Origin of the sequence: Actinophytocola xinjiangensis (genome assembly GCF_001921215.1) — a bacterium.
Taxonomy (GTDB): Bacteria; Actinomycetota; Actinomycetes; order Mycobacteriales; family Pseudonocardiaceae; genus Actinophytocola; species Actinophytocola xinjiangensis.
On the sequence record NZ_MSIF01000013.1, the window covers coordinates 30,985 to 53,336 of the forward strand.

The 22,352-nt window shown below is 72.2% G+C and carries 23 protein-coding genes; 12 read left to right on the forward strand and 11 right to left on the reverse strand.

All coding sequences use genetic code 11. From position 1 onward, the window contains the following. Complete coding sequence (locus BLA60_RS24385; RefSeq protein WP_075135319.1) at nucleotides 1-966, reverse strand: ABC transporter substrate-binding protein; 966 nt, start codon at nucleotides 964-966, stop codon at nucleotides 1-3. Between the two features lie 172 nt (nucleotides 967-1,138). On the opposite strand from BLA60_RS24385, the gene BLA60_RS24390 reads away from it, so the two are divergent. From BLA60_RS24390 to BLA60_RS24430, 9 genes are read left to right on the forward strand one after another with little or no spacing between them, the layout of a single operon-like run. Beyond that, entirely contained in the window at nucleotides 1,139-1,813 is a 675-nt protein-coding gene (locus BLA60_RS24390) for an SRPBCC family protein (protein WP_075135320.1), read from the forward strand. Continuing rightward, nucleotides 1,813-2,640 (forward strand): FAD binding domain-containing protein, encoded by an 828-nt coding sequence (locus BLA60_RS24395; RefSeq protein WP_245812131.1) that lies wholly within the window; start codon nucleotides 1,813-1,815, stop codon nucleotides 2,638-2,640. The genes BLA60_RS24390 and BLA60_RS24395 overlap by 1 nt, the downstream gene beginning before the upstream one ends. Further along, nucleotides 2,633-4,948: a xanthine dehydrogenase family protein molybdopterin-binding subunit gene (locus BLA60_RS24400; protein WP_075135321.1), complete on the forward strand. Its 2,316-nt coding sequence runs from the start codon at nucleotides 2,633-2,635 to the stop codon at nucleotides 4,946-4,948. Before BLA60_RS24395 ends, BLA60_RS24400 begins: the two co-directional genes overlap by 8 nt. Next, on the forward strand, nucleotides 4,945-5,409 hold the full coding sequence (locus BLA60_RS24405) for a (2Fe-2S)-binding protein (RefSeq protein ID WP_075135322.1): 465 nt from the start codon (nucleotides 4,945-4,947) through the stop codon (nucleotides 5,407-5,409). The genes BLA60_RS24400 and BLA60_RS24405 overlap by 4 nt, the downstream gene beginning before the upstream one ends. Next, a complete protein-coding gene (locus BLA60_RS24410; protein WP_075135323.1) occupies nucleotides 5,406-6,140 on the forward strand; it encodes an alpha/beta fold hydrolase in 735 nt (244 codons plus the stop codon). The genes BLA60_RS24405 and BLA60_RS24410 overlap by 4 nt, the downstream gene beginning before the upstream one ends. Next, nucleotides 6,137-7,573 (forward strand): UbiD family decarboxylase, encoded by a 1,437-nt coding sequence (locus BLA60_RS24415; protein WP_075135324.1) that lies wholly within the window; start codon nucleotides 6,137-6,139, stop codon nucleotides 7,571-7,573. The genes BLA60_RS24410 and BLA60_RS24415 overlap by 4 nt, the downstream gene beginning before the upstream one ends. Before the next feature lie 18 nt (nucleotides 7,574-7,591). Further along, entirely contained in the window at nucleotides 7,592-8,359 is a 768-nt protein-coding gene (locus BLA60_RS24420) for an IclR family transcriptional regulator (RefSeq protein ID WP_162293005.1), read from the forward strand. Further along, nucleotides 8,356-9,009 carry a UbiX family flavin prenyltransferase gene (locus BLA60_RS24425; protein ID WP_075135326.1) on the forward strand — a complete coding sequence of 218 codons (654 nt, stop codon included), beginning with the start codon at nucleotides 8,356-8,358 and terminating at the stop codon, nucleotides 9,007-9,009. Before BLA60_RS24420 ends, BLA60_RS24425 begins: the two co-directional genes overlap by 4 nt. Next, a complete protein-coding gene (locus BLA60_RS24430; RefSeq protein ID WP_162293006.1) occupies nucleotides 8,993-10,168 on the forward strand; it encodes an MFS transporter in 1,176 nt (391 codons plus the stop codon). Before BLA60_RS24425 ends, BLA60_RS24430 begins: the two co-directional genes overlap by 17 nt. 4 nt (nucleotides 10,169-10,172) lie before the next feature. On the opposite strand, the gene BLA60_RS24435 is transcribed toward BLA60_RS24430, so the two are convergent. After that, nucleotides 10,173-10,712: a GNAT family N-acetyltransferase gene (locus BLA60_RS24435; RefSeq protein ID WP_075135327.1), complete on the reverse strand. Its 540-nt coding sequence runs from the start codon at nucleotides 10,710-10,712 to the stop codon at nucleotides 10,173-10,175. A gap of 54 nt (nucleotides 10,713-10,766) precedes the next feature. Between BLA60_RS24435 and BLA60_RS24440 the strand changes: the two genes are divergently transcribed. The 3 genes from BLA60_RS24440 to BLA60_RS24450 all read left to right on the forward strand — a co-directional run bounded on the left by BLA60_RS24440 (nucleotide 10,767) and on the right by BLA60_RS24450 (nucleotide 13,775). Then, entirely contained in the window at nucleotides 10,767-11,177 is a 411-nt protein-coding gene (locus BLA60_RS24440; protein ID WP_075135328.1) for a VOC family protein, read from the forward strand. Nucleotides 11,178-11,403: 226 nt separating this feature from the next. Continuing rightward, the gene (locus BLA60_RS24445; protein WP_075135329.1) at nucleotides 11,404-12,774 is read left to right on the forward strand and encodes a hemolysin family protein; all 1,371 of its coding nucleotides are present in this window, start codon (nucleotides 11,404-11,406) and stop codon (nucleotides 12,772-12,774) included. After that, nucleotides 12,771-13,775 (forward strand): hemolysin family protein, encoded by a 1,005-nt coding sequence (locus BLA60_RS24450; RefSeq protein WP_075135330.1) that lies wholly within the window; start codon nucleotides 12,771-12,773, stop codon nucleotides 13,773-13,775. The genes BLA60_RS24445 and BLA60_RS24450 overlap by 4 nt, the downstream gene beginning before the upstream one ends. A 162-nt stretch (nucleotides 13,776-13,937) precedes the next feature. Here BLA60_RS24450 and BLA60_RS24455 read toward each other — a convergent pair whose 3' ends face one another. The 9 genes from BLA60_RS24455 to BLA60_RS24495 all read right to left on the reverse strand — a co-directional run bounded on the left by BLA60_RS24455 (nucleotide 13,938) and on the right by BLA60_RS24495 (nucleotide 22,305). Continuing rightward, complete coding sequence (locus BLA60_RS24455) at nucleotides 13,938-15,470, reverse strand: hypothetical protein (protein ID WP_245812132.1); 1,533 nt, start codon at nucleotides 15,468-15,470, stop codon at nucleotides 13,938-13,940. 34 nt (nucleotides 15,471-15,504) lie between these two features. After that, the gene (locus BLA60_RS24460) at nucleotides 15,505-15,894 is read right to left on the reverse strand and encodes a VOC family protein (protein ID WP_211288836.1); all 390 of its coding nucleotides are present in this window, start codon (nucleotides 15,892-15,894) and stop codon (nucleotides 15,505-15,507) included. Nucleotides 15,895-15,916: 22 nt separating this feature from the next. Beyond that, the gene (locus BLA60_RS24465; RefSeq protein WP_075135332.1) at nucleotides 15,917-17,350 is read right to left on the reverse strand and encodes a pyridoxal phosphate-dependent decarboxylase family protein; all 1,434 of its coding nucleotides are present in this window, start codon (nucleotides 17,348-17,350) and stop codon (nucleotides 15,917-15,919) included. Nucleotides 17,351-17,412: 62 nt separating this feature from the next. Continuing rightward, entirely contained in the window at nucleotides 17,413-18,093 is a 681-nt protein-coding gene (locus tag BLA60_RS24470) for a hypothetical protein (RefSeq protein WP_075135333.1), read from the reverse strand. A 14-nt stretch (nucleotides 18,094-18,107) separates the two neighbouring features. Next, nucleotides 18,108-18,764, reverse strand: a complete 657-nt coding sequence (locus BLA60_RS24475; RefSeq protein WP_075135334.1) for an amino acid ABC transporter permease — start codon at nucleotides 18,762-18,764, stop codon at nucleotides 18,108-18,110. Continuing rightward, nucleotides 18,764-19,432 carry an amino acid ABC transporter permease gene (locus BLA60_RS24480; protein WP_075135335.1) on the reverse strand — a complete coding sequence of 223 codons (669 nt, stop codon included), beginning with the start codon at nucleotides 19,430-19,432 and terminating at the stop codon, nucleotides 18,764-18,766. The genes BLA60_RS24475 and BLA60_RS24480 overlap by 1 nt, the downstream gene beginning before the upstream one ends. Nucleotides 19,433-19,436: 4 nt before the next feature. Continuing rightward, entirely contained in the window at nucleotides 19,437-20,336 is a 900-nt protein-coding gene (locus tag BLA60_RS24485; protein ID WP_075135336.1) for a transporter substrate-binding domain-containing protein, read from the reverse strand. Nucleotides 20,337-20,350: 14 nt separating this feature from the next. Further along, nucleotides 20,351-21,088, reverse strand: a complete 738-nt coding sequence (locus BLA60_RS24490) for an amino acid ABC transporter ATP-binding protein (RefSeq protein WP_075135337.1) — start codon at nucleotides 21,086-21,088, stop codon at nucleotides 20,351-20,353. Beyond that, nucleotides 21,085-22,305 carry a threonine synthase gene (locus tag BLA60_RS24495; RefSeq protein WP_075135338.1) on the reverse strand — a complete coding sequence of 407 codons (1,221 nt, stop codon included), beginning with the start codon at nucleotides 22,303-22,305 and terminating at the stop codon, nucleotides 21,085-21,087. Before BLA60_RS24495 ends, BLA60_RS24490 begins: the two co-directional genes overlap by 4 nt. Nucleotides 22,306-22,352: the final 47 nt, after the last annotated feature.

The window sequence follows — 22,352 nt, forward strand, 5'->3', positions numbered from 1 at the left end:
TCAGCCCTGGGACGCGACGAGCGCGTTCAGGTCGACATCACCGTCGAAGCCGTCCGCCTCGCGCATCGCGTCGAGCCAGATCTCCATGTCCTGCGGGCGGACCTCGGTGGTGTAGGTGGGCAGTACGGCCGCCTTGATCGCCGGGTCGGGCAGGCCGGTGTACTCCTTGAGCACCTGGCGGGCCTTGTCGTCGTTGCCGGCGATGAACTCGGCCGCCTCATCCAGCGCGGCCTGGAAGTCGGCGATGACCTCGGCGTTGCTCGAGGCCCAGTCCTGGCGGGAGATCCACAGGATGGCCGAGAGCTCGGGGGCGAGCTTGAGGTAGGGGTCGCCGAGGTTCACGGCGTTGTCGTCGGCGAGCACGCTGGTGGCGAAGGGCATCACGGTCTCGACCGCGTCGATCCGGCCGGCGGCGAGCTGGTCGGCCTGGGCCGGGCCGTCGACCTGCACGATGTTGACGCTGGCCGGGTCGACGCCTTCCTGCTTGAGCCAGGCCTTGGTGGCGACGTGGGTGGTGCCGGTCTCGGTCAGCACGCCCAGCGTCTTGCCGGCGAGCTGCTTGATGTCGGTGACCCCGGAGGTCTTGGAGCCGATCACGAAGCCGGTCGGGTTGTCCTCGACGTCGAGCGTCGCGCCGGACACCTGGGTGACCGGGATGCCCTGCTGGGCGGCGGAGATGACGGTGGTCGGCACGGAGAGCGCGATGTCGAACGAGCGGCCGAGCGTGCCCGGCAGCGTGCCGATGTTCTCCACCTTCGTGAACTCGACCTTGAGGTCGTGCTTGTCGAAGATCCCCTCGGCCATGGCCACCTGCACCGGGAGGGCGGCTGCGTTGGAGTTGTGCGCGATGCGCAGCGTGCGGGGGTCGCCGTCGTCCGAGGCGGCGTCCTGTCCGCCGCAGGCCGTCGCGGAGAGCGCGATCAGCCCGACCGCCGCGGCGGCCAGAAGACGTTTGGTGATGGCCATGGGGTACTCCCTGGTCCTCTATATGACACTCGTTGTCCTGTGGAGCGGATGCTAAGGACTGGTAAACAGCGACGTCAAGGCCTGTCACGATCCTACGGCGAGTTCTTGACACCGCGAATCTACCCTCCTACTGTCTCGCTGACAGGACTTCTAGTCTCCTATGGCGGTCTCAATGAAACTTGCTTCCGAGTTCTCCGTACCCGCGGCACCAGACAAGGTCTTCGCCCTGTTCTTCGACCCCGACACCATGCGCGGCTGTATCCCCGGCTGCGAACAGCTGGAGCGGGTGGACGAGAAGAACTACCGGGGCAAGCTGGTGAACGAGATCGCCCACGTGCGGTTCTCCGCCGGGTTCTCCGCCGCGATCCAGACGATCAGCGAGGACACCGAGACCAAGGAGGTCACCGCCGTCCTCAAGGGCGAGGACCGCCGGCTCGGCAGCTCCATCAAGATCGACGCCCGCCTCGCGGTCCGCCCCGAGGGCAGCGACTCGGCGGTCATCGGCTACGAGATGGACATGGCCCTGTGGGGCAAGCTCGGCCGCCTCGGCGAGCCGATCATCCGCCGCCGCAGCCGCGAGATCGAACTGGAGTTCGCCCGCGCCCTGGCCATCGCCTGCGGCGCCCCCGAGGACAAACTCCCGGAGACGAAGAAGAAGGCCCGCCCGGCCAGCACACCGGTCACGCTCCCCGCCCCCACCCCCGACGCCACCACAGACTCGGCGGCCCCGACGAGCACCGGCGGTGCCGTCGCGGTCGCCGACCCCACCGGCCGCCGCCTCGCCGCCGCCGCGGTGCTCACCTCGCTGGTCGCCCTGCTGGTCGCCCTGCTCCGACGGGGCCGCTGATGCCGACCCTGCACCGGCCGGACACCCTGGACGAGGCCGTCGAGCTGCTGTCCACGGTGGACAACCCGATGGTCTACGGCGGCGGCACCGCGATCCAGATCCTGATCAAGCAGGGAATCCTGTTCGCCGACAACTTCGTCGACCTCGCCGGGATCCCCGGCCTGCGCGAGATCACCCCCGGTGCCGGCGTTCTCACCGTCGGTCCGATGGTCAGCGTGCGGCGGATGGAGACCGACCAGCGGGTCCGGGCCCACGCCCCGCTGGCCGCCGAGGCCTACCACCAGGTCGCCAACCCCCGGGTGCGCAACACCGCGAGCGCGGGCGGCAACATCGCCCACGGCGACTACCGGCTCGACCCGCCGACCGCGCTGCTGGTCCTCGACGCCACCGTGCTGGCCAGCTCCGTGCGCGGCACCCGGGAGATCCCGGTCCGGGAGTTCTTCGTGGACTTCCAGGAGACCGCGATCGAGCACGACGAGCTGGTCTCCGGCATCCGGATCCCCGCCCAGCCGCCCGGCGCCGGCCGGTTCGTCAAGAACTCCTCGCTCGGTGAGAACGACTGGCCGTGCGCGTCCGCCTCGGTGCTGGTCACCGGCTCGACGATGCACATCGGACTCGGCGCGGTCGCCCCCACCCCGAGGTACGTGGCGTGCGACGCCACCGGCCTCGACGACCAGGGCGCGGTGGACGCCGCGCTGGCCGCCATCGAACCCGAGCTGGACCCGATCCCCGACGTGCGCGGCGGCGTTGCCTACAAGCGCCGCCTGGCCAGGGCGACGGTCGAGGACGCGGTTCGCGCCGCGTGGAAGGACCTTCAGCATGCTTGAGCAGGGATGGGTCGGGGGCCGGCGGGCCAGGTTCGACACCGCCGGCCGGGTCCGCGGGCTGGTCTCGCACGTCGGCGACCAGCCGGTCGGCGCGGCCGCGCACGTCGCCGTGCACCGCAGCACCCAGCCGCACGCGCTGATCGGCGCGGTGCACACCGAGGACGCGCTGGCCATGCCCGGCGTGTACGCGGTGCTCACCGGCGCGGACCTGTACAAGCAGTTCGGTGACCGGCTGCTCACCGGCCCGGCCTTCGCCGACCAGCCGGCGCTCGCGCACGAGAAGGTGCGCTACGTCGGCGAGCCGGTGGCCGCGGTGCTGGCCGCCGACCTCGCCACCGCGCGCGCGGCCACCGACGCGGTCTGGGTCGACTACGACGAGCTGCCACCGGTCTACGACCTGGCCGACGCTCTGGAGGGCAGCGCCTTCGTGCACGACGAGCTGAAGCCGTCGTCGGTCTTCGGTGACCTGCGCCACCTGCGCGGCGTGCGCGACACCAACGTCAACTACACCTACACGCTGCGCCACGGCGACGCGCAGGCCGCGCGCGAGGCCGGTGCGCACACGGTGACCGGCGAGTTCTGGGCGCCGCCGACCCACCACGTGCCGATCGAACTGCCGTGCACGATCGCCTGGGTGGACGCCGGCCGGCTGGAGATGCTGACCACCACCCAGACCCCGTCCTACGTGCGGCAGACCATCGCCGACCTGCTGGACCTGCCGCTGTCGCGGGTGCGGGTGACCACCCGCCCGCTGGGCGGCAGCTTCGGCGCGAAGATGTACGACCGGCTGGAGCCGCTGGCCGCCGCGCTGGCCTGGACGACCGGGCGCAAGGTCCGGCTGGTCGCCTCCCGCGAGGAGGCGTTCCTGCTGACCACCCGCCACGGCGCGGCCGTCACCTCCAGCCTGACCGCCGACGCCGAGGGCAACCTGGTGTCCTCGATCGCCGACGTGCGCTACGACACCGGCGCCTACGCCGACGTCGGGCCGAGGATCACCGCCAAGTCCGGCATGGTCACGCCCGGCCCGTACCGCATCGACACCGCGCACGTGCGGTCGCGCTGCGTGTACACCAACAAGCCCTCCGCCGGCCCGTTCCGGGGTTTCGGCGTGCCCCAGGTGACCTGGTCGCACGAGTCGCTGATCGACGAGCTGGCCCACCGGCTCGGCGAGGACCCCTACGCGTTCCGCCGCCGGCACCTGCTGCGCGAGGGCGACGAGGCGCCGATGGGCACCCGCATGCACAGCGCGGACTTCGTCACCTGCCTGGATTCGGTGGCCAACGCCATCGGCTGGTTCGAGCCGCTGGAGCGGGGCAGCGGGCGGATCCGGCGCGGGCGCGGTGTCGCCGTCGGCGTGAAGGCCGTGCTGACGCCCACGATCGCCAACGCCGTGCTCCAGTTCAACCAGGACGCCTCGGCGACGCTGCTGATCAGCACCGTCGACATGGGACAGGGCAGCGACACGATCATGGCGCAGATCGCCGCCGACGTGCTGGCGATGAACTCCGAGCGCATCCACGTCGTGCGCGCGGACACCGACGCCACCCCCTACGACACGATCACCGCCGGCAGCCGCTCCACCTACCACACCGGCAACGCCGTGCGGCGCGTCGCGCAGGCCATGCGGGACAAGCTGATCGCGTTGGGCGCCCAGCACTTCGAGGTCGCCGAGGCCGACGTGGAGCTCACCCCGGAAGGCCTGCGGTCCGGTGAGCGGACGGTGCCGGTCGCCGAGCTGGTGCACGGCCACTTCGGCGCGCGCGGCGCGACGCTGACCGCCGAGGCCAACTTCACCACCTCGTGGGCGCCCTACGACAAGGAGACCGGCCGCTCGGAGAAGGTCACCGAGCACTGGTTCGCCGGCGCGATCGGCGTGCAGCTGACCGTGGACACCGCCACCGGGCGGGTGCACCTCGAGCACCTGGCGGTCGCCGGGGACGTCGGCCGGGCGATCAACCCCGCGCTGGTGGAGCAGCAGCTGACCGGCGCGGCGATCATGGGCATCGGGCACGCGCTGTTCGACCAGCTGGTGCTCGACCAGGGCCAGCTGGTCAACGGCACGCTGCTGGACTACCAGCTGCCCTCGATCAGGGACCTGCCCGACAAGCTCACCCCGATCGTCGTGGAGAGCCCGCACGACGACGGCCCGTTCGGCGCGAAGGGCGTGGGGGAGACCGGGATCCTGGGCATCGCCCCGGCGATCGCCAACGCGGTGCGGGACGCGGTCGGGGTCCGGCTGACCACCCTGCCGCTGACCCCGGAGTCGATCGTCACCGCGCTGGAGAACAAGCAGGAGGAGGAGTCGTGACCGTCCGGATCACGTTGAAGGTCAACGGAGTCGACCACCGCGTCGCCGTCGAGGACGACACCCTGCTGCTGGACGTGCTGCGCGAACAGGTCGGCACCACCAGCGTGCGGGAGGGCTGCGGGGTGGGCGCGTGCGGCGCGTGCACCGTGCTCTCCGGCGGGTCGAGCGTGTCCAGCTGCCTGGCGTTGGCGCGCCGCTACGACGGCGCGGAGATCACCACGGCCGAGGGCCTGGACGAGAACGACGCGGTGGTGTCCTCGTTCGTCGAGTGCGGTGCCGCGCAGTGCGGCTACTGCATCCCCGGGTTCGTGCTGATGTCCACCGAGCTGCTCACCGACAACCCCCGCCCGACCGAGCAGGAGATCACCGATCACCTGGAGGGCAACATCTGCCGGTGCGGCACCTACCCGGAGATCCGCCGGGCGGTCGCCACCGCCGCACAGCGGAGGTCCCCGGCGTGAGCACGGTCGTCCTGCTGCACTCGCTGGCCATGTCCGGCGGACTGTGGGCCCCGCTCACCGAACGGCTGGCGCCGCACGCGAACGTCGTCGCGCTGGACGCCCGTGGGCACGGGAAGTCCACCTGGGACGGTTCACCGTTCACCGTGGAGGACCTGGCCGCCGACACCGCCGCGCTGATCGAGTCGCTCGACGACGGCCCGGTCGCCGTGGCCGGCATGTCGATGGGCGGCTGTGTCGCCATCGCCCTCGCCGGCTCCCGCCCGGAACTGGTCGAGCGGCTGCTGCTGGCCGACACCACCGCCGACTACGGGCCGGACAAGGAGACCGCGTGGGCGCAGCGCGCGGACAACGCCACCGGCAAGCCCCGCGAGCGGCAGCTGAGCTTCCAGGTCGACCGCTGGTTCTCCCCGGAGTTCGCGCGGCGTGACCCGGCCGAGGTCGCCCGGGTCTCGGAGCTGTTCCTGGCCACCGACTCCCGTGCGCACGCCCAGGCCTGCCGGGCCCTGGGCGCCTTCGACGGCTCGGCGCTGCTCGGCGGGATCACCGCCGACACGCTCGTGGTCGTCGGCGAGCACGACTACGCCACCCCGCCCGACATGGCGCGGGCCCTGGCGCGGGGCATCCCCGGCGCCCGCCTGGAGGTGTTCGCCGCTGCCCGGCACTTCAGCCTGTTCGAGGCGCCCGGCGCCCTCGACCTCGCCGCCGCACACCTGCTGGGAGGACCGCGATGACCGAGCCCGCGACGAGCCTGCGTACCTGGCTGGAGACCATCGACGGCTTCGGTGAGCTGCGGTCGGTCCGGGGCGCCCACTGGGACACCGAACTCGGGGCGATCGCCGAGCTGAGCTACCAGCGGGCCAACCCGAAGGCCATGCTGTTCAGCGACATCGACGGCTACCCGAGCGGCCGGGTGCTCACCGGCTCCACCGGGTCCGCGCGGCGCCTCGGCCACACGCTCAACCTGGGCGACGACCTCGACGACGCCGGCCTGGTCGCCGCGCTGCGCGGCAAGCCGTCGCGCTGGGCGGCCGGCGCTGCCGACTTCCCGCCCGAGGTGGTCACCGCGTCCCCGTTGCTGGACAACGTGATCGAGGGCCCCGACGTCAACCTGCTCGACCTGCCGGTGCCGCGCTGGCACGCCGGTGACGGCGGCCGCTACATCGGCACCGGCTGCCTGGTGATCACCTCCGACCCGGAGACCGGCGAGATCAACGGCGGCTGCTACCGGATGGAGGTCGTCGAGGACGGCCGCTCGGCCACCATCAACGCCGTGCCGGGCAAGCACGGCGCCCAGCACACCCAGCGCTGGTTCGAGCGCCACGGCCGCGCGCCGGTCGTGGTCTCCTTCGGCCACCACCCGGTGCTGCTGGTCACCGGCGGCACCGAGGTGCCGACCGGGATCTCCGAGCTGGCCTACGCCGGCGCGATCCTGGGCCAGCGGGTGCCGGTGCTCACCGGCGAGACCGGTCTGCCGATCCCGGCCGCCGCCGAGGTCGTCATCGAGGGCTGGCTGCGCCCCGACCACCTCCAGGACGAGGGCCCGTTCGGCGAGTGGACCGGCTACTACTCCGGCAAGCGGCGCCCGGCCCCGGCGATGGACATCGTGGCGATGTACCACCGCGACGACCCGATCATGCTCGGCGCCCCGCCCGGCAAACCGCCGCACGACTACTCCTACATGCGGACCGTCATGAAGTCCGCGATGATCGAGGACGCGCTGGTCAACGCCGGTGTGCCGGGCGTGCGCAAGGCCTGGGCGCACGAGTCGGGCGGCGGGCGGCTGTTCATCGCGGTGTCGGTCGAGCCGCGCTACGCCGGGCACGCCCGCCAGGTCGGCCACCTCACCGCGCAGCTGCCGGCGGCGGCCTACATGAACCGGTTCGTGGTCGTGGTCGACGAGGACATCGACGCCGCCGACCTCGACGAGGTGATCTGGGCGATGAGCACCCGCTGCGACCCGGCCAAGGACATCGACATCGTGCCGGGGACCTGGGGCAGCAAGCTCGACCCGCTGCTGGTCGAGGGCGCCCCGCCGTTCAACAGCCGGGCCGTGATCGACGCCTGCCGTCCCTACGACCGCCGGTCGACCTTCCCGAAGGTGTCCACGGGCGACCCCGAGTACCTAGAGTCTGTCGCACGCAAGTGGGCGCGGGAGCTCGCATGAGCAGCAGGGGGTGTGGCGGTGGCTGGTGACGTCCCGGCGGTGTCGTCGGCGGTACGGATCCTGGAGCGGCTGGCGGCCGAGTGGCCGCATCCGGTCGCGCCCAAGGACCTGGTCAGCGAGCTGGGGCTCAACCGGAGCACCTGCTACAACATCCTGGCCACGCTGCAACGCGTCGGCTGGGTGACCTCCACCGGCGAGCGGTCGGGCTGGGTGCTCGGCCCGAAGCTGCTCACCCTCACCGGCGTCACCGACGACATGGCGGCCAGCGTCGCCCAGCAGGAGATCGAGGAACTGGCCAGGCGGCTGGGTTTCGTGGTGTTCCTGGCCGCGCCGGACGGTTCCGGCGGCTACGTGGTCACCGCCAAGGCCGAGCGGGCGATGGGCGTGCGGGTGACCGTCGGCGTGGGGGAGGGGTTCCCGTTCTCCGCGCCGGCGATCATGCAGGCCTACCACGCCTGGCAGCCGGGCGCGGTGGTCGACGAGTGGGTGGACCGGTTGGGGCTCAAGCAGTTCACCCCGCACACCGTCGTCGACCGCGACGAGCTGCACGCGGTGCTGGCCTCGACCCGGGAGCACGGGTTCTCGACGAGCATCCAGCAGTACGACATGGCCCAGAGCGGGGTCGCGGCTCCGGTGTTCGACCGCCGGGGGCAGGTGGCGGCCGTGGTGTGCTCGTTGGCGTTCTTCACCGAGTTACACGAGGACAACGCGAGCCGGATCGGTGCCATGGTCGCCGCCTGCGCCGAGCGGATCACCGCCAGGACCGGTGGGCGGCGGCCGGCATGACGCGGCGCCCCTGGCTGGTCGGCGTCACCGGCGCCAGCGGAACGCCGTACGCGGCGGCGATCCTGCGCGGGCTGATCGACGCCGGCGAGGACGTCGACGTGATGGTCAGCCAGGCGGCCCGGTTGACGTTGCTCGACGAGACCGGCCGGGGGGTGCGGGACCGGCACTGGCGCGAGGACCTGTCGGCGTGGCTGGACCGGGACGTCTCGGCGTTGCGTTACTGGCCGGCCACCGACATCGCCGCCGGGCCGTCGTCGGGTTCGTACCGGACCAAGGGGATGATCATCGCGCCGGCGACCACGGCGACGGTCGCCGCGGTCGCGACCGGCGTCACGCACAACCTCGTCCAGCGCGCGGCCGACGTGACCCTCAAGGAACGCCGCACGCTGGTCGTCGTGCTGCGCGAGACCCCACTGCGGCTGTCGACGTTGGACAACCTGCGGACGCTGGCGGCCGAGGGCGCGGTCATCATGCCGGCCACCCCCGCCTTCTACGCCGGCGCGCGGGACGTGGCCGCCCTGGTGGACTTCCTGGCCGGCCGCGTGCTCGACCTGTGTGACGTCGACCACGACCTCTATCTCCGCTGGGCCGGTACGTTGGGGGCGGCCCGGTCCGATGTGGAGTGGGAGGCGCGTGTCGACCAGCACTGAGCCCGAGGGCGCCGGGCGCGGCGCCTTACGGCTGCTCCAGACGGCCGCGTTCACCAGTTCCTTCGACCGGTTGATGATCGCGCCGATGCTGGTGGTCATCGCCATCGACCTCGACGGCTCGGTCGAGGCCGTCAGCCAGGCCGCCGCCGCCTACTTCCTCTGCTACGGCATCGCCCAGATCTGCTGGGCCATGGTCTCCGACCGGCTCGGCCGGGTGCGCACCATGCGCCTGTCGCTGGCCGCCGCCGCCGTGTTCGGCCTAGCCTCGGCCCTCGTGCCGGGCGTGGGCTGGCTGGTCGTCGCCCGCGGCCTGACCGGCGCCTGTTTCGCCGCGGCCATCCCCGGCGCGCTGGTCTACATCGGTGACACCGTGCCGGTGCGGGTGCGCCAGGCGCCGCTGACCGACCTGATGACCAGTACCGCCGTCGGCATGTCGCTGGCCACCGTCGCCGCCGGCGCGCTGGCCGACTTCACCAGCTGGCGGGTGGCCTTCGCGCTGACCGCCGTGGTCGGCGGGGTGCTGGCGGTGGTGATGCGCCGGCTGCCCGAGCCGCCGGCCGGCGACCCGGCGCCGATCGGGGCGTCGCTGCGCTCGGTGCTGGCCAACCGCCCGGCGCTGCTGGTGCTGGCCCTGGCGCTCACCGAGGGTCTGGTGCTGCTCGGGCCGCTGACCTTCTTCCCGGCCGTGTTGCACGCCAGCGGGCTGTCGGTCACCGTCGCCGGCCTGCTGACCACGGCCTACGGCGCGTCGGTGCTGGTGTTCGCGCGGGTGGTCAAGCGCTACACCCGCAGCCTCGCCCCGGCCAGGCTCATCCTGATCGGCGGGACGCTGGCGGTGCTGGCCTACGTGGTGCTGGCGCTCTCGCACGCGGCGCTGGGTGTGGTCGCCGGGACGGTGCTGCTCGGCGCCGGCTGGGCGTTCATGCACTCCACGTTGCAGACCTGGGCCACCGACGTCGCTCCGAAGGCCAGGGCCACGGCGGTGTCGCTGTTCGCGACGATGCTGTTCACCGGCAGCGCGATCGGCGCGGCGGTGTTCGGGCCGATGGTCGACGCCGGCGACTTCACCACGATGTTCGTGATCACCCTGGTGGTGGCGGTTCCGCTGGCGGTGGTGGCCACGATCGGCCGCGGCCGCTACGCCACCCGGGGCCGGTGAGGGCTCAGTCCCAGTCCGGCGGCAGGTCGGCCGGGCGGATCCGGAACACCTGCAGGGTCAGGTTGTAGTACTTGTCGGTCTCGCCGACCCAGGCCATGCCCAGCCGTTTGGCGGTGCCGATGGCCCGGGTGTTGGACGGCCGCGCGACGGCGAACAGCTCGTCGATCTCCTGGGTGAACGCCCAGCGGATGAGGGCGGTGCCGCCCTCGGCGGCGTAGCCCTGGCCCCACGCGTCGGGCCGCAGCTGCCAGCTCAGTTCCAGGTCCTCGTCGTAGGGCGGCAGCAGGCGGATGCCCAGACCGCCAACGACCTCGCCGTCCTCGCGGCGTTGGATCGCCCATCGTCCCCTCGGGGGAAGCATGTTCGGCTGCGCCTCGGTCCACGCGTGCAGCACGGCGCGCATGGCGGTCGTGTCGGAGACCTGGCCCATGGCCGGGGTGAGCCACCGGGTGACCTTCTCCGCGCCGTAGATCGCCAGCGCGGGCGCGGCATCGTCGAGCTCCCATTCGCGCACGACGAGCCGGTCGGTGCTCAACTCTTCCATGGGTTCGAGCCTACTCACTTGACACCTACCGGACGGTTATAGAACCATCTGGTTATGGAATGGACTATCGAGGTCATCGTGGTTCCCGTGTCCGATGTGGACCGGGCGAAGACGTTCTACGAACAGGCCATGGGCTTCGTCGTCGACCACGACACCCGCCTCGGCCCGGACACCCGGTTCGTGCAGCTCACGCCGCCGGGCTCCGGCTGCTCGATCGTCCTGGGCGCCCCGTCGCCGCTGGCCCCCGGCACCCTCGGCGGCGTGCAACTGGTCGTGGCCGACCTGCGGCGCGCCCGGCGCGAGCTGGCCGAGCGCGGCGTCGACGTCGGCGAGATCACGTTCATGAGCCAGCAGGGCTCCCGCCCGGCCACCGACGACGACGACCTGAACAACGCCGGTTTCCTGGGTTTCGCCGACCCCGACGGCAACAGCTGGGTCATCCAGCAGATCACCGCCCGCGCCTGAACCCGCACCCTCTCCCGGCCGATTCGTCCGGGTCCGCGTCGTTGTCCTGGTATTTTGTGTGACACCGAAACGGAGAGGAACGAGAGAGGGTCATGGACTCCTATCGAAGTACCGGCAGCGTCCGCGAACCAGAAACCGGACGCTGTGAACCAGCTCAGGACGACCCAGATCCTCCATGCTGTAGCGACGTGCCCACTCGTGGTAGCCACTCCGAGGCGGTGGGCACGTGATCCTCAGCCTCCTCGGTGTGCTGCTCGGAGTGGTGGTTGTCGTGCTGCTCTCCGTGCTGACGGGCTACTTCGTCGCGCAGGAGTTCGGCTACATGGCCGTCGACCGGTCCCGCCTGCGCTCCCGCGCGGCCGCCGGTGACGCGGAGGCCGCCCGCGCGCTGGAGATCACCAAACGCACGTCGTTCATGCTCTCCGGTGCCCAGCTGGGCATCACCGCGACCGGCCTGCTCGTCGGCTACGTCGCCGAACCGCTGATCGGCGCCGGACTCGGCGACCTGTTCGGCGGCGTCGGCGTGCCGCACGGCGTCGGCGTCGCCATCGGCACCGTCCTGGCCCTGCTGCTCTCGGCCGTGGTGCAAATGGTCTTCGGCGAGCTGTTCCCCAAGAACCTCGCGATCGCCAGACCGGAACCGGTGGCGACCAGGCTCGCCTGGTCGACCAAGGCCTACCTCAGCGTGTTCGGCTGGCTGATCTGGCTGTTCGACCGGGCCGCCGAACTGCTGCTCAAGGCCGTCCGGATCGAACCGGTGCACGACGTCGAGCACGCCGCCACCCCGCGCGACCTGGAGCACATCGTGGCCGCGTCCCGCGACCGCGGTGACCTGCCGGCCGAACTGTCGGCGCTGCTGGACCGGGTGCTCGACTTCCAGGGGAGCACCGCCGAACACGCCATGATCCCGCGACCCCGGGTGACCACCATCGACGTCAACGAGCCGGTGCGCCACGCCCAGGCGCTGATGGCCGCCGGCCACTCACGCCTGCCGGTCCTCGGCGACGACGTCGACGACGTGGTCGGCGTGGTGTGCCTGCGCGAGGTGCTCGCCCTCGACGAGCGTTTCCTGGACACCACCACGGTCGGCGAGATCGCCCACCGCCCGGTGATGGTGCCGGCGTCGCTGCCGCTGGCCGCCGTGCTCGACCAACTCCGCGCGGCCGACGACGAGTTCGCCTGCGTGGTCGACGAGTACGGCGGGCTGGCCGGTGTCGTCACCGCCGAGGACATCGCCGAGGAACTCGTCGGCGAGATCACCGACGAGCACGACCCGCTGGACACCGACCGGGTCCGCCCCGGTGAGGAGGGCGGCTGGCTGGTGCCCGGCGCCATGCACATCGACGAGGCCGAGCGCCTGCTCGGCCACGACCTGCCGGCCGGCGACTACCAGACCATCGCCGGCCTGGTGATGGCCGAGCTGCAACGCCTGCCCCACCCCGGCGACACGGTCACCGTCGAACTGCCCGACCCGCCCGGCGCCGAGCCGGGGGCCCCCACCTACCTGACCGTCGAGGTCCGCACCGTGGCCCGCAAGGTTCCCGACACCGTCCGCATCCTGACCACGCCGGCCGAGATGGCGGGTGACCGGTCGTGAGTAACCTGGATCCGTTGCTGGCGCTGGTGATCACCGTGCTGGTGGTGGCGCTGTCGGCGTTCTTCGTGGCCATCGAGTTCGCCCTGGTGGCCGCGCGCGGGCACCGGCTGGCCGAGGCCGCCGAGCGCAGCGCCTCGGCGCGGGCCGCGCTGCGCAGCGCGCGGGACCTGTCGATGCTGCTCGCCGGTTCACAGCTGGGGATCACGCTGTGCACGCTGGTGCTCGGCGCGGTCACCAAACCGACCGTGCACCACCTGATGACCCCGATGATCAGCTCGTGGGGCCTGCCGGAGACGGCCGCCGACGTCGTCGCGTTCGTGCTCTCGCTGATCGTGGTGACCTTCATCCACCTGGTCGTCGGCGAGATGGCCCCGAAGTCGTGGGCGATCGCGCACCCCGAGCGGTCGGCGACCCTGCTGGCGATCCCGATGCGGGCGTTCATGTGGCTGACCCGCCCGGCGCTGGTGCTGCTCAACGGGGTGGCCAACCGGTGCCTGCGCGCGGTCGGCGTGCAGCCGGTCGACGAGCTGGACAGCGGGCACACCCCCGAGGACCTGCGGCACCTGCTCGACCACTCCAGCGAGGTCGGCGCCCTCGACGACCAGCGCCACGACCAGCTGGCGACCGCGCTGGACCTGCACACCCGCCCGGTCCGGGAGATCATGCGCCCGCGCGCCGAACTGGTCACCGTCGCCCCGACCGACGGGCCGGCGGCGGTCCGCGCCGCCGCCAGGACCAGCGGCCACCTGCGCCTGGTGGTGTGGGACGGCGAGCCGCTGGGCATGGTGCACGTGCGCGACGCGTTGCTGGGCACCAAGACGGCGGCCGAGCTGATGCGCCCGGTCCTCACGCTGCCCGACGACACGCCCGCGCACGCGGCACTGACCACGATGCGCGACCGCAGCAACCACCTGGCGCTGGTGTACCGGGAAGGTGAGCTGGCCGGTCTGCTGACCCTGCACGACCTGCTCGACCAGCTGCTGCCGCAGGCGACGGCCTGACCAGGTTGCCGGTGGCGGGTGAACGGTGTTCACCCGCCACCGGCGGTGTGCCCCCGTGGCCTTCGGCCCCCCGGTTTCCACGCTACCGGCGGGCACCGACAGTTCCTGGAGGGAAGACCGGCGGTTGTGGACAACTGGGCCGGTTCGCGACGGTGCGGGGGCCTACAGGGTGCTGGGGTCGATGGCGATCTTGCCGGGGTTGAAGCCCTCCGGGGGGACGCCCCTGGGGCTGTTGAGCCAGTCTCCCCGGTCGCGGACGTGGAACTTGGGGTCGTCCATCAGCAGGGACACGTAACAGCCGTAGTCGATGGCGAAGCCGTCGTAGAGGGTGCCGGGGCGGCGGGGGTCGGCGATGCCCCGGCGCAGCAGGTGCAGCAGACGCGCGTCGTGCAGGTCCTCGATGGTGCCGTTGCGTTCGGCGGCCAGCTGGTCGACCACGAACGTCCGCGCCCGGCGGTGGCCGACGACCTCGTCGACCAGGCCGCGCAGGGTCGCCCTGGCCGGCTCGTTGGTGCCGATCGCGGTCTGCTTGTCGCGCAGGAACCAGTCGCGGGCCGCGCGGCGGACGTCGCCGATGGCGATCGGCTCGTCGTGGGCGTGTTGGGCGGCCAGCGCGGCGATGTTGATCGCGTCCCGGGGCAGGCACTCGGCCGCGCGGACCAGCTCGGCGAAGGCGTTGCGGCGGAAGGTGTCCTCGACGAACGTCGCCGGGTCCGGCGGCGGGTCGGCGATCATCGTCAGCAGCCGGATCCTGGCGTGGTTGAAGAACAGCTGCGCGAAGAAGTCCCTGGCCCGCGACCGGCCCTGGTCGAAGGACAGGAAGTCGTCCAGGTTCACCGCCGACGCGGCGTCCGAGCCGACCTCGATGCCCAGGTAGTCGCCGGCCGACGCGGGCGCGGCGAACCGCGAGCGGCGTTCGATCGCGGCGATCTTCACCGTCACCCCCGGGATCGGGAGCACGCTGCGGCGCAACAGGTCCGCCAGGAACGGTTGCAGGTCACGCGGGATGCTGGACCACTCGTCGAGCAGCAGCCACAGCCGCGCGCCGCCCAGCGCCCGGGTGATCCCGCGCAGCGCCCTGGTCAGCGGCCCGAACAGCACGTGGTGGTGCTCGATGCCGGTGCGCACCAGCCGGCTCTCGGCGGTGACCGTGCGCCGCCGCCCGGCCGACAGCCTCGGCGAGCCGCTCAGCTCCACGCCCTCGTCGGACTCGTGCGAGCCGCCGACGGTCGTCTCGGCCGCCACCTCCCCGACGACCTTCACCTCGGTCGCCGCCGCCGCCAGCGCGTCCAGGGCACCCAGCAGCCCGGTCGGGTCGGTGACCTCGCGTTCGACGGCGACCGTGAGCAGTTCGTCGTGCACCGCCTCCAGCGTGTCCACCAGCAGGTGGGTGCCGCGCACCGCCGCGCTCTGGGCGCTGTCGGAGTACATGCCGCCGGCCGAGCCGATCGTGCGCAGGTCCACGTACACGGCGACGTCGCCGGTGCCGGTCAGCAGGTCGCTCAGGTAGAGCAGCGCGTGCGTCTTCCCGGTGCCTCGGCGCCCGTAGACGATCTGGTGGTCGGGGGAGTGCAGCAGGGCCGCGAACGACCCGGCGGTCACGTAGGTCGCCGACAGCGTGGAGCGGTCGGTGCCCTCGGCCCGCCGGGGGATCCGCAGCAGGGCCTGGTTGAGGTGTTTCTGGCGTGCTGACATCACCACCCAGAGTGCCGGTCGGGTGGCGGGGAGATCAACCCAGTGGCGCGAACAGGTCGACGTGGTAGCCGTCCGGGTCGGCGACGGTCGCGTAGCGCTGACCCCAGAACGCGTCCCACGGCTCCAGGTGCCCGTGGTACCCGGCGGCGACCAGCCCGGCGTACACCGTGTCCACTTCCGACGGTGAGTCGCACAGGAAGGCCAGCCCCACCGCCGATCCCGTCGGCCGCTCGAACGACGGGTCGATCGCGCGGACCGACGCCTCGGTGTCCCAGGCGAACCGCAGACCGCCGGGCAGACCGGCCTCGACGTGCGGCTGGTCGTCCGAGCCGGGCGGGACGTCGAGCCCCAGGCGTCGGTAGAAGGCCAGGGAGGCGGCCATGTCCGCCACCACCAGCCCGATCAGGTCGAATCGTGGTGCCATACCCCGACGGTAACCCCGGTGCTCACCGGCCGTCTTGAACGAATCGGACACCCAGCTCGCGGATCACCTCGGCCAGCAGCTCCACGTCGGTCTCGGTGGTGCGCCAGTTGACGATCGCCGGCCGGAACGCGGTCATCCCCCGGTGGACGGTCGTGCCCGCGTAGACCCGCCCGTCGGCCAGCAGCGCCCGGCCGACGGCCGCGTTCAGCTCGTCCAACTCCTCCTCGGGCACCCCGTCCGGGCGGTACCGGAAGAACACGATGCACAGCCCGACCGGCGCCAGCAGCTCCAGGTCCGGCGCCGCCTCGACGACCTTTCCCAGGTGCGCGGCCACGTCCAGGTGCCGCTCGACCATCGCCCGGTGACCGTCGCGGCCGTAGGCGCGCAGCGTCGCCCAGATCGGCAGCGCCCGCGCCCGGCGCGAGGACTCCGGCCCCAGCTGGTTGTAGTCGATCTGCTGGTCGTCCATCGACGCCAGGTACGGCACACCCCACCCGCCGAACGTCTCGGCCAGCACCTCGGGGTCGCGCACGAACACGAACCCGCTCTCGTACGGCACGTTGAGCCACTTGTGGCCGTCGGCGGCCACCGAGTTCGCCCTGGTCACCCCGGCCAGCAGCGGCGCGGTCCTCGGCGAGAGCGCGGCGAACAGGCCGAACGCGCCGTCCACGTGCAGCCAGGCGCCGTGCCGTTCGCACACGTCGGCCATGGCGTCGATCGGGTCGAAGTCGCCGGTGTTGACCTCGCCCGCGCAGGCCACCACCACCGCCGGACCGCCGGCCGCCGCCAGCTCACGGTCCAGCCGCTCCAGATCGATCCGCCCGGCGTCGTCGCGCGCGCACACCGTCACGCTGTCCCGGCCGATCCCCAGGATCTGCAACGCCTTGCGCACGCTGGGATGCACGTACCCGCTGGCGAACACCGGCATCGCCGGCAGCCCCGCCAGCCCGTCGGCCAGCACGTCGCGCCCGTGCCGCCCGGCCCACCAGCGCCGCGCGGCGGCCAGGCCGGTGAGGTTGGCGAACGTGGCGCTGGGGGTGAGCACCCCGCCCCAGGACTCCGGCAGGCCGAACAGGTCCTTGAGCCAGCCCAGCGCGACCGTCTCCAGCGTGGTCGCCAGCGGCGAGGACGTCCACAGCCCGCCGACCTGGTCGGTCAGCGACGCCACCCAGTCGCCGGCCATCGCCGCCGGGGTCGACCCGCCGACGACGAAGTGGAAGAACCGGGGACCGGAGGACGTGGTGGCGGCCAGGTCGGTCACCCGTAACAGCTCGGCGACCGACTCGGCCGCGCCGACACCCTCCTCGGGCAGCGGCCGGTGCAGTTCGGCGAGCACCTCGGCCGCGCCCGGCAGGCTCACCGGCCGCTCGTCCACCCCGGACAGGTAGCCGTGCGCCGCGGCGGCGACGGAGTCCAACACGTCCCCGGTGACCGAACGTTCCCGCAGAGGATCCATGTCCCGCAGGCTACGCCAGCACCCCGCCGATGATCACCCGTCGACGATCACACCGCCGATGATCACACCGCGAAAGCGGCGATCGCCCGCTCCACGGTGTCGGCCGCGGTCTGGTCGACCGACGGGTCGAACGTGGCCCGCCCGGCCCGCCCGGCCACCACGTTCAGCAGCGCATCTCCTTTGGACAGCAGGTAGGCCGCCTCGTAGGAGCGCTCGCCGGTGGCCTGGTCGGTGGCCAGGATCGTGTTCAGCACACCGGTCCAGCCATCCGACCGTTCGATCGGCTGGCGGTCGAACACGTAGTGCACGCCGTCGACCTGGGCCGGGCAGTCCGAGGGCAGCAGGGTCGCCAGCAGCTGGTCGGCCGGCGCGTTCTCCGGGTCGAGCACCGCGGTCACCGCCAGCGAACGGCCGGCGTCGCGCCCGGTCCCCGACCACACCCCGAAGGCGTGCACCAGGTCCGCCGGCACCACCCTGCTCAGCGACGGGCACAGCCGCAGCACCGCCTCCCCGGCGCCGGCCGGCGTGAACCCGGGCACCCGCGCCGGTACGGCCGCCCGCGCCACGTCCCGGTTCGCCCTGGCCACCTCGGCCGGCGGGGCCGGCGCCTCGGTGCTGGCATAGGTCGAGATGGTCGCCGGGGGCGCCACCCCGGCCGGGTCGTCGGCGGCCGGCGGCGCGGAACAGCCAGCCGAACAGCCGGCCGCCACCACGCAGAACACCAGTGCGCACAGGAATTTCACGACACCTCCAGGTCTCACCGCAGCCTGCGTTCCAGGCGCCGGGACAGCACCGTCAGCGGCAGGCAGATGACGAAGAACACCAGCAGCACCGCACCCAGGATCTCCACCGCGTGGGTCTGGCCGCCGCTGAGCGTGAGCCGCTCGATCGACCGTTGGGACGCCTCCAGCACGTCCAGCAGGCCGATCACCGCGGCCAGCGAGGTCTGCTGGGTCAGGTTCACCACCAGGCCGACCAGCGGCGGCAGCGCCCGCCGGGTGGCCTGCGGCAGGATCACGTACCGCATCCGTGGCCGCCAGCCGAACCCGAGCGCCGCGCCGGCCTCGGACTGTCCACGCGGGACCGACTGCACGGCGCCGCGCACCACCTCGGCCACGTTCGCGCTGCCCCACAGCGTCAACCCGACCGCCGCCGCGACGAACGTGTCGACGTCCAGCCCGATCACCGGCAGCACGAAGAAGATGAAGAACAACGTGATGATGATCGGCAGTCCCCGCCAGATCTCCACGTAGACCCGCACCACCGCGCGCACCGCCACCGACGGCAACGTCAGCAGCGTGCCGGCCACCACCCCGAGCAGCACGCTGGCCGCGATGCTCACCAGCGACAACAGCAGCGTCGTGACCAGCCCCTGGCCGACGTAGGACGCGACGGGTCCGACCCAGGCCGGCATCAGTGACCTCCCGGAACGGCCAGGCGGCGCTCCAGCGCGCCGGAACCGAGGGACAGCAGCCACACCAGTCCCAGGTAGACGATCCCGATCGCCACGAACAGCTCGAACACCCGGAACGACACCGCCACCAGGCCGACCGCGGTCTCGGTCAGCTCCGGGTAGCTGATCGCCACCATGAACGAGGAGTTCTTGAACACCGAGATCAGCGTGTTGGTCACCGACGGCATCGCGATGCGCGTGCCCAGCGGGAACGTCGTGCGCCGGAAGGCCGCCAGCCGGGAGAACCCGAGCGCCCGGCAGGCCTCGACGTAGCCCGGCTCGACCGCCTCGAACCCGGCGCGGAAGTTCTCCACGTTGTACGCCCCGCCCCACAGCAGCAGCGACAGCCAGCCGACGGTGAACCCCGACAACGAGATCCCCGCCTCCGGCAGCGCGAAGTACAGGAAGAAGATCTGCACCAGCAGCGGCGTGTTGCGGAACACCTCCACGTAACAGGTGATCAGCTGGCGGGCCACCGGCACCCGCAGCGCCGCCACCGCGCCCAGCAGCGCGCCGACGACCAGTGCCCCGAGCATGCCGATCGCGCTGATCGCGAGCGTGCGGCCCAGGCCCTCGACCAGCTCCGGGAGGTGGTCGGGGACGTAGCCGGGGTCGAACTCGTAGCCCATCGGCTCAGCACTCGATGATCGGACCGGTCGGGTAGCTCAGCTCGTTGTCCGGGCGCGGCAGCACCTGGGCGAACTCCTGCTGGACCGCCTCGTCGGTGACCGCGCCGGTGAACGCCGCCCAGAACTCGTCGCCCTCACGCATCTTCTCGACCGCCGCGTCGACCCACGCCAGCATCTCGGCGTCGCCCTTGCGCACGCCCATGCCCCACGGGCTGTCCGCCCGCACCTCGCCGACGACCTTGGTACCGCTGGTCTTCTTCGCCAGGTCCACCAGCAGCGTGTCGTCCTGGGCGAAGGCGTCGGCGCGTTCCTGGCGCAGCGCCGTCAGCGCCTCGCTGGTCTGCTCGAAGGGCACCTGCTCGACCTCGGGCCGGCACTCGGCCAGCCACAGGCTCGCCGTCGAGCCCTTGATGGTGATCACCGAGCGGCCGTCCAGGTCGTCCCAGCCGCCGATCGGCGAGTTGTCCGGCACCAGCATCTTGACCCCGCCGGCGAAGTACGGGGAGGTGAAGTCGATGGTCTGCGCCCGCTCGGGCGTGTAGTTCATCGTCGCCATGATCAGGTCGATCCGGTTGGTGGTCAGGAACGGCACCCGGTTGGCGCCGGTCACGCAGGTCAGCTCGACCTTGCCCTCGTCGCCGAAGGCGTAGCCGGCCAGCCGGCGGGCGATGTCGATCTCGAAGCCGGCGTTCTCGCCGGCCTCGTCGATGTAGCCGAAGGGCGGGTAGTCGCACTTGACGCCGACGGCCAGCACCCCCCGGCTCTGCACGGCCTCCGGCAGCGCGACGCCGAGGTCGGCCTTCTCGGTCACCGGTGGCTGGGCGGGGGGCTCGTCGGCGTCGCCGCCGCACGCGGCGGCGGCCAGCGCGAGGACGACGAGCGGGAGCAACAGGCGGGCACGCATGGGGACTCCTCGGGTCACCGCAGGACTTTGCGGAGGAACTGGCGGGTACGGTCGTGTCTCGGCTCGTCCAGCACCGTTGCCGGCGGACCCTGCTCGGCGATCACCCCGCCGTCCACGAAGACCAGCCGGTCCCCGAGTTCGCGGGCGAAGCCCATCTCGTGCGTGACGCACAGCATCGTCATGCCCGACCCGGCGAGGTCGCGCATCACGTCCAGGACCTCGCTCACCAGCTCGGGGTCCAGCGCCGAGGTGACCTCGTCGAACAACATCACGTGCGGGTCCATCATCAGCGCGCGGGCGATCGCCACCCGCTGCTGCTGGCCGCCGGAGAGCTGGCGCGGATAGTTGGCGGCCTTGTCGGCCAGGCCGACGCGCTCCAGCAGCGTGTGCGCCCGTTGCTCAGCGTCGGCCCTGGCGGTGCGCAGCAGCTTGCGCGGCGCCAGCGTCAGGTTGTCCAGCGCGGACAGGTGCGGGAACAGGTTGAACTGCTGGAACACCATGCCGATCCGGCGGCGCACCTGGTCGAGGTCCACGCCGGGGGCGGTGATGTCCTCACCGTCGAGCAGCACCTGCCCGGAGGTCACCGGCTCCAGCAGGTTCACACAGCGCAACAACGTGCTCTTGCCGCCGCCGGAGGGCCCGATCACCACCAGCACCTCCCCGGTGGCGACCGTCAGGTCGACACCGCGCAGCACCTCGACGTCCCCGAACGCCTTGTGCACGCCGCGCAGTTCGATGGCGCCGCCGGTCATGACGGCAGGCTCGCGTTCCTCGGCAGGACCGGCGGGTCCGGCACCGTGGCGGCGTGCGGGTACTTGAGGGCCGTGCCGGTGTTGAGGACCAGCACCTCCTCGTCGCCGGAGAGCCAACCGGTGCCGCGCAGGTGCTCCACGGCGGCCAGCGTCGCGGCGCCCTCCGGGCACATCAGCAGGCCCTCGGCCGCCGCGCAGGCCGCCTGGGCGGCCAGGATGTCCTCGTCCGGCACCGCGACGGCCGTCCCGCCGGTGTCCCGCACGGCGTCCAGGATGAGGAAGTCGCCGATGGCGCTGGCCACGTTGATGCCGAAGGCCACGGTCGTGGCGTCCGCCCACGGCTCGGCGGTGCGGGCGCCGGCCTCGAACGCCCGCACGATCGGCGCGCACCCGGTGGACTGCACGGCCACCAGCCGGGGCGGCTCACCGGTCAGCCAGCCGAGCGTGCGCAGCTCGTCGAGGGCCTTGCGGATCCCGATCAGACCGACGCCGCCGCCGGTCGGGTAGACGATCACGTCCGGCATCCGCCAGCCGAGCTGCTCGACGATCTCCAGGCCCATCGTCTTCTTGCCCTCGATGCGGTACGGCTCGCGCAGCGTCGCGGTGGAGAACCAGCCGTCGGCCACGGCTTGGGCGGCCAGCGCTCCGGCGTCGCCGATCAGACCGTCCACGATGTACAGCCGGGACCCGGCCATCGCCGACTCCAGCCGGGTGATCGCCGGCGCCTCGGCCGGCATCACCACCAGCGACCCCAGCCCGGCCCGCGCCGCGTAGGTCGCCCACGCCGCGCCCGCGTTCCCGTTGGTGGGCATGGTGATCCGGTCGATCCCCAGCTCCCTGGCCCGCGAGATGCCGACCGCAGCGCCCCGGGCCTTGAAGCTGCCGGTCGGCAGCAGGCCCTCGTCCTTGACCAGCAGGCCCGGCACCCCGATCGCCCGCCCGTGCACCGGCAGCGGCAGGATCGGGGTCATGCCCTCGCCGAGGGTGACGACGTTGCCGGGGTCGAGCACCGGCAGCAGCTCGCGGTAGCGCCACAGGTCCGGCGTCCGCGCCGCGATGTCCTCGGTGGACACCGTGGCGCGCACCAGGTCCAGGTCGTAACGCACGAGCAGCGGGCCGCCGCAGGGACACAGGTTGTGCGCCTCGCCGGCGTCGTAGCGGGTCTGGCAGCGCGCGCACTCCAGGTGGGACAACCCGCTGGTCCACGATCCGTCCACGTGACTCCTGTTCGGGTCTGGTCCGGGGAGGACGCCGCACCGGCGTC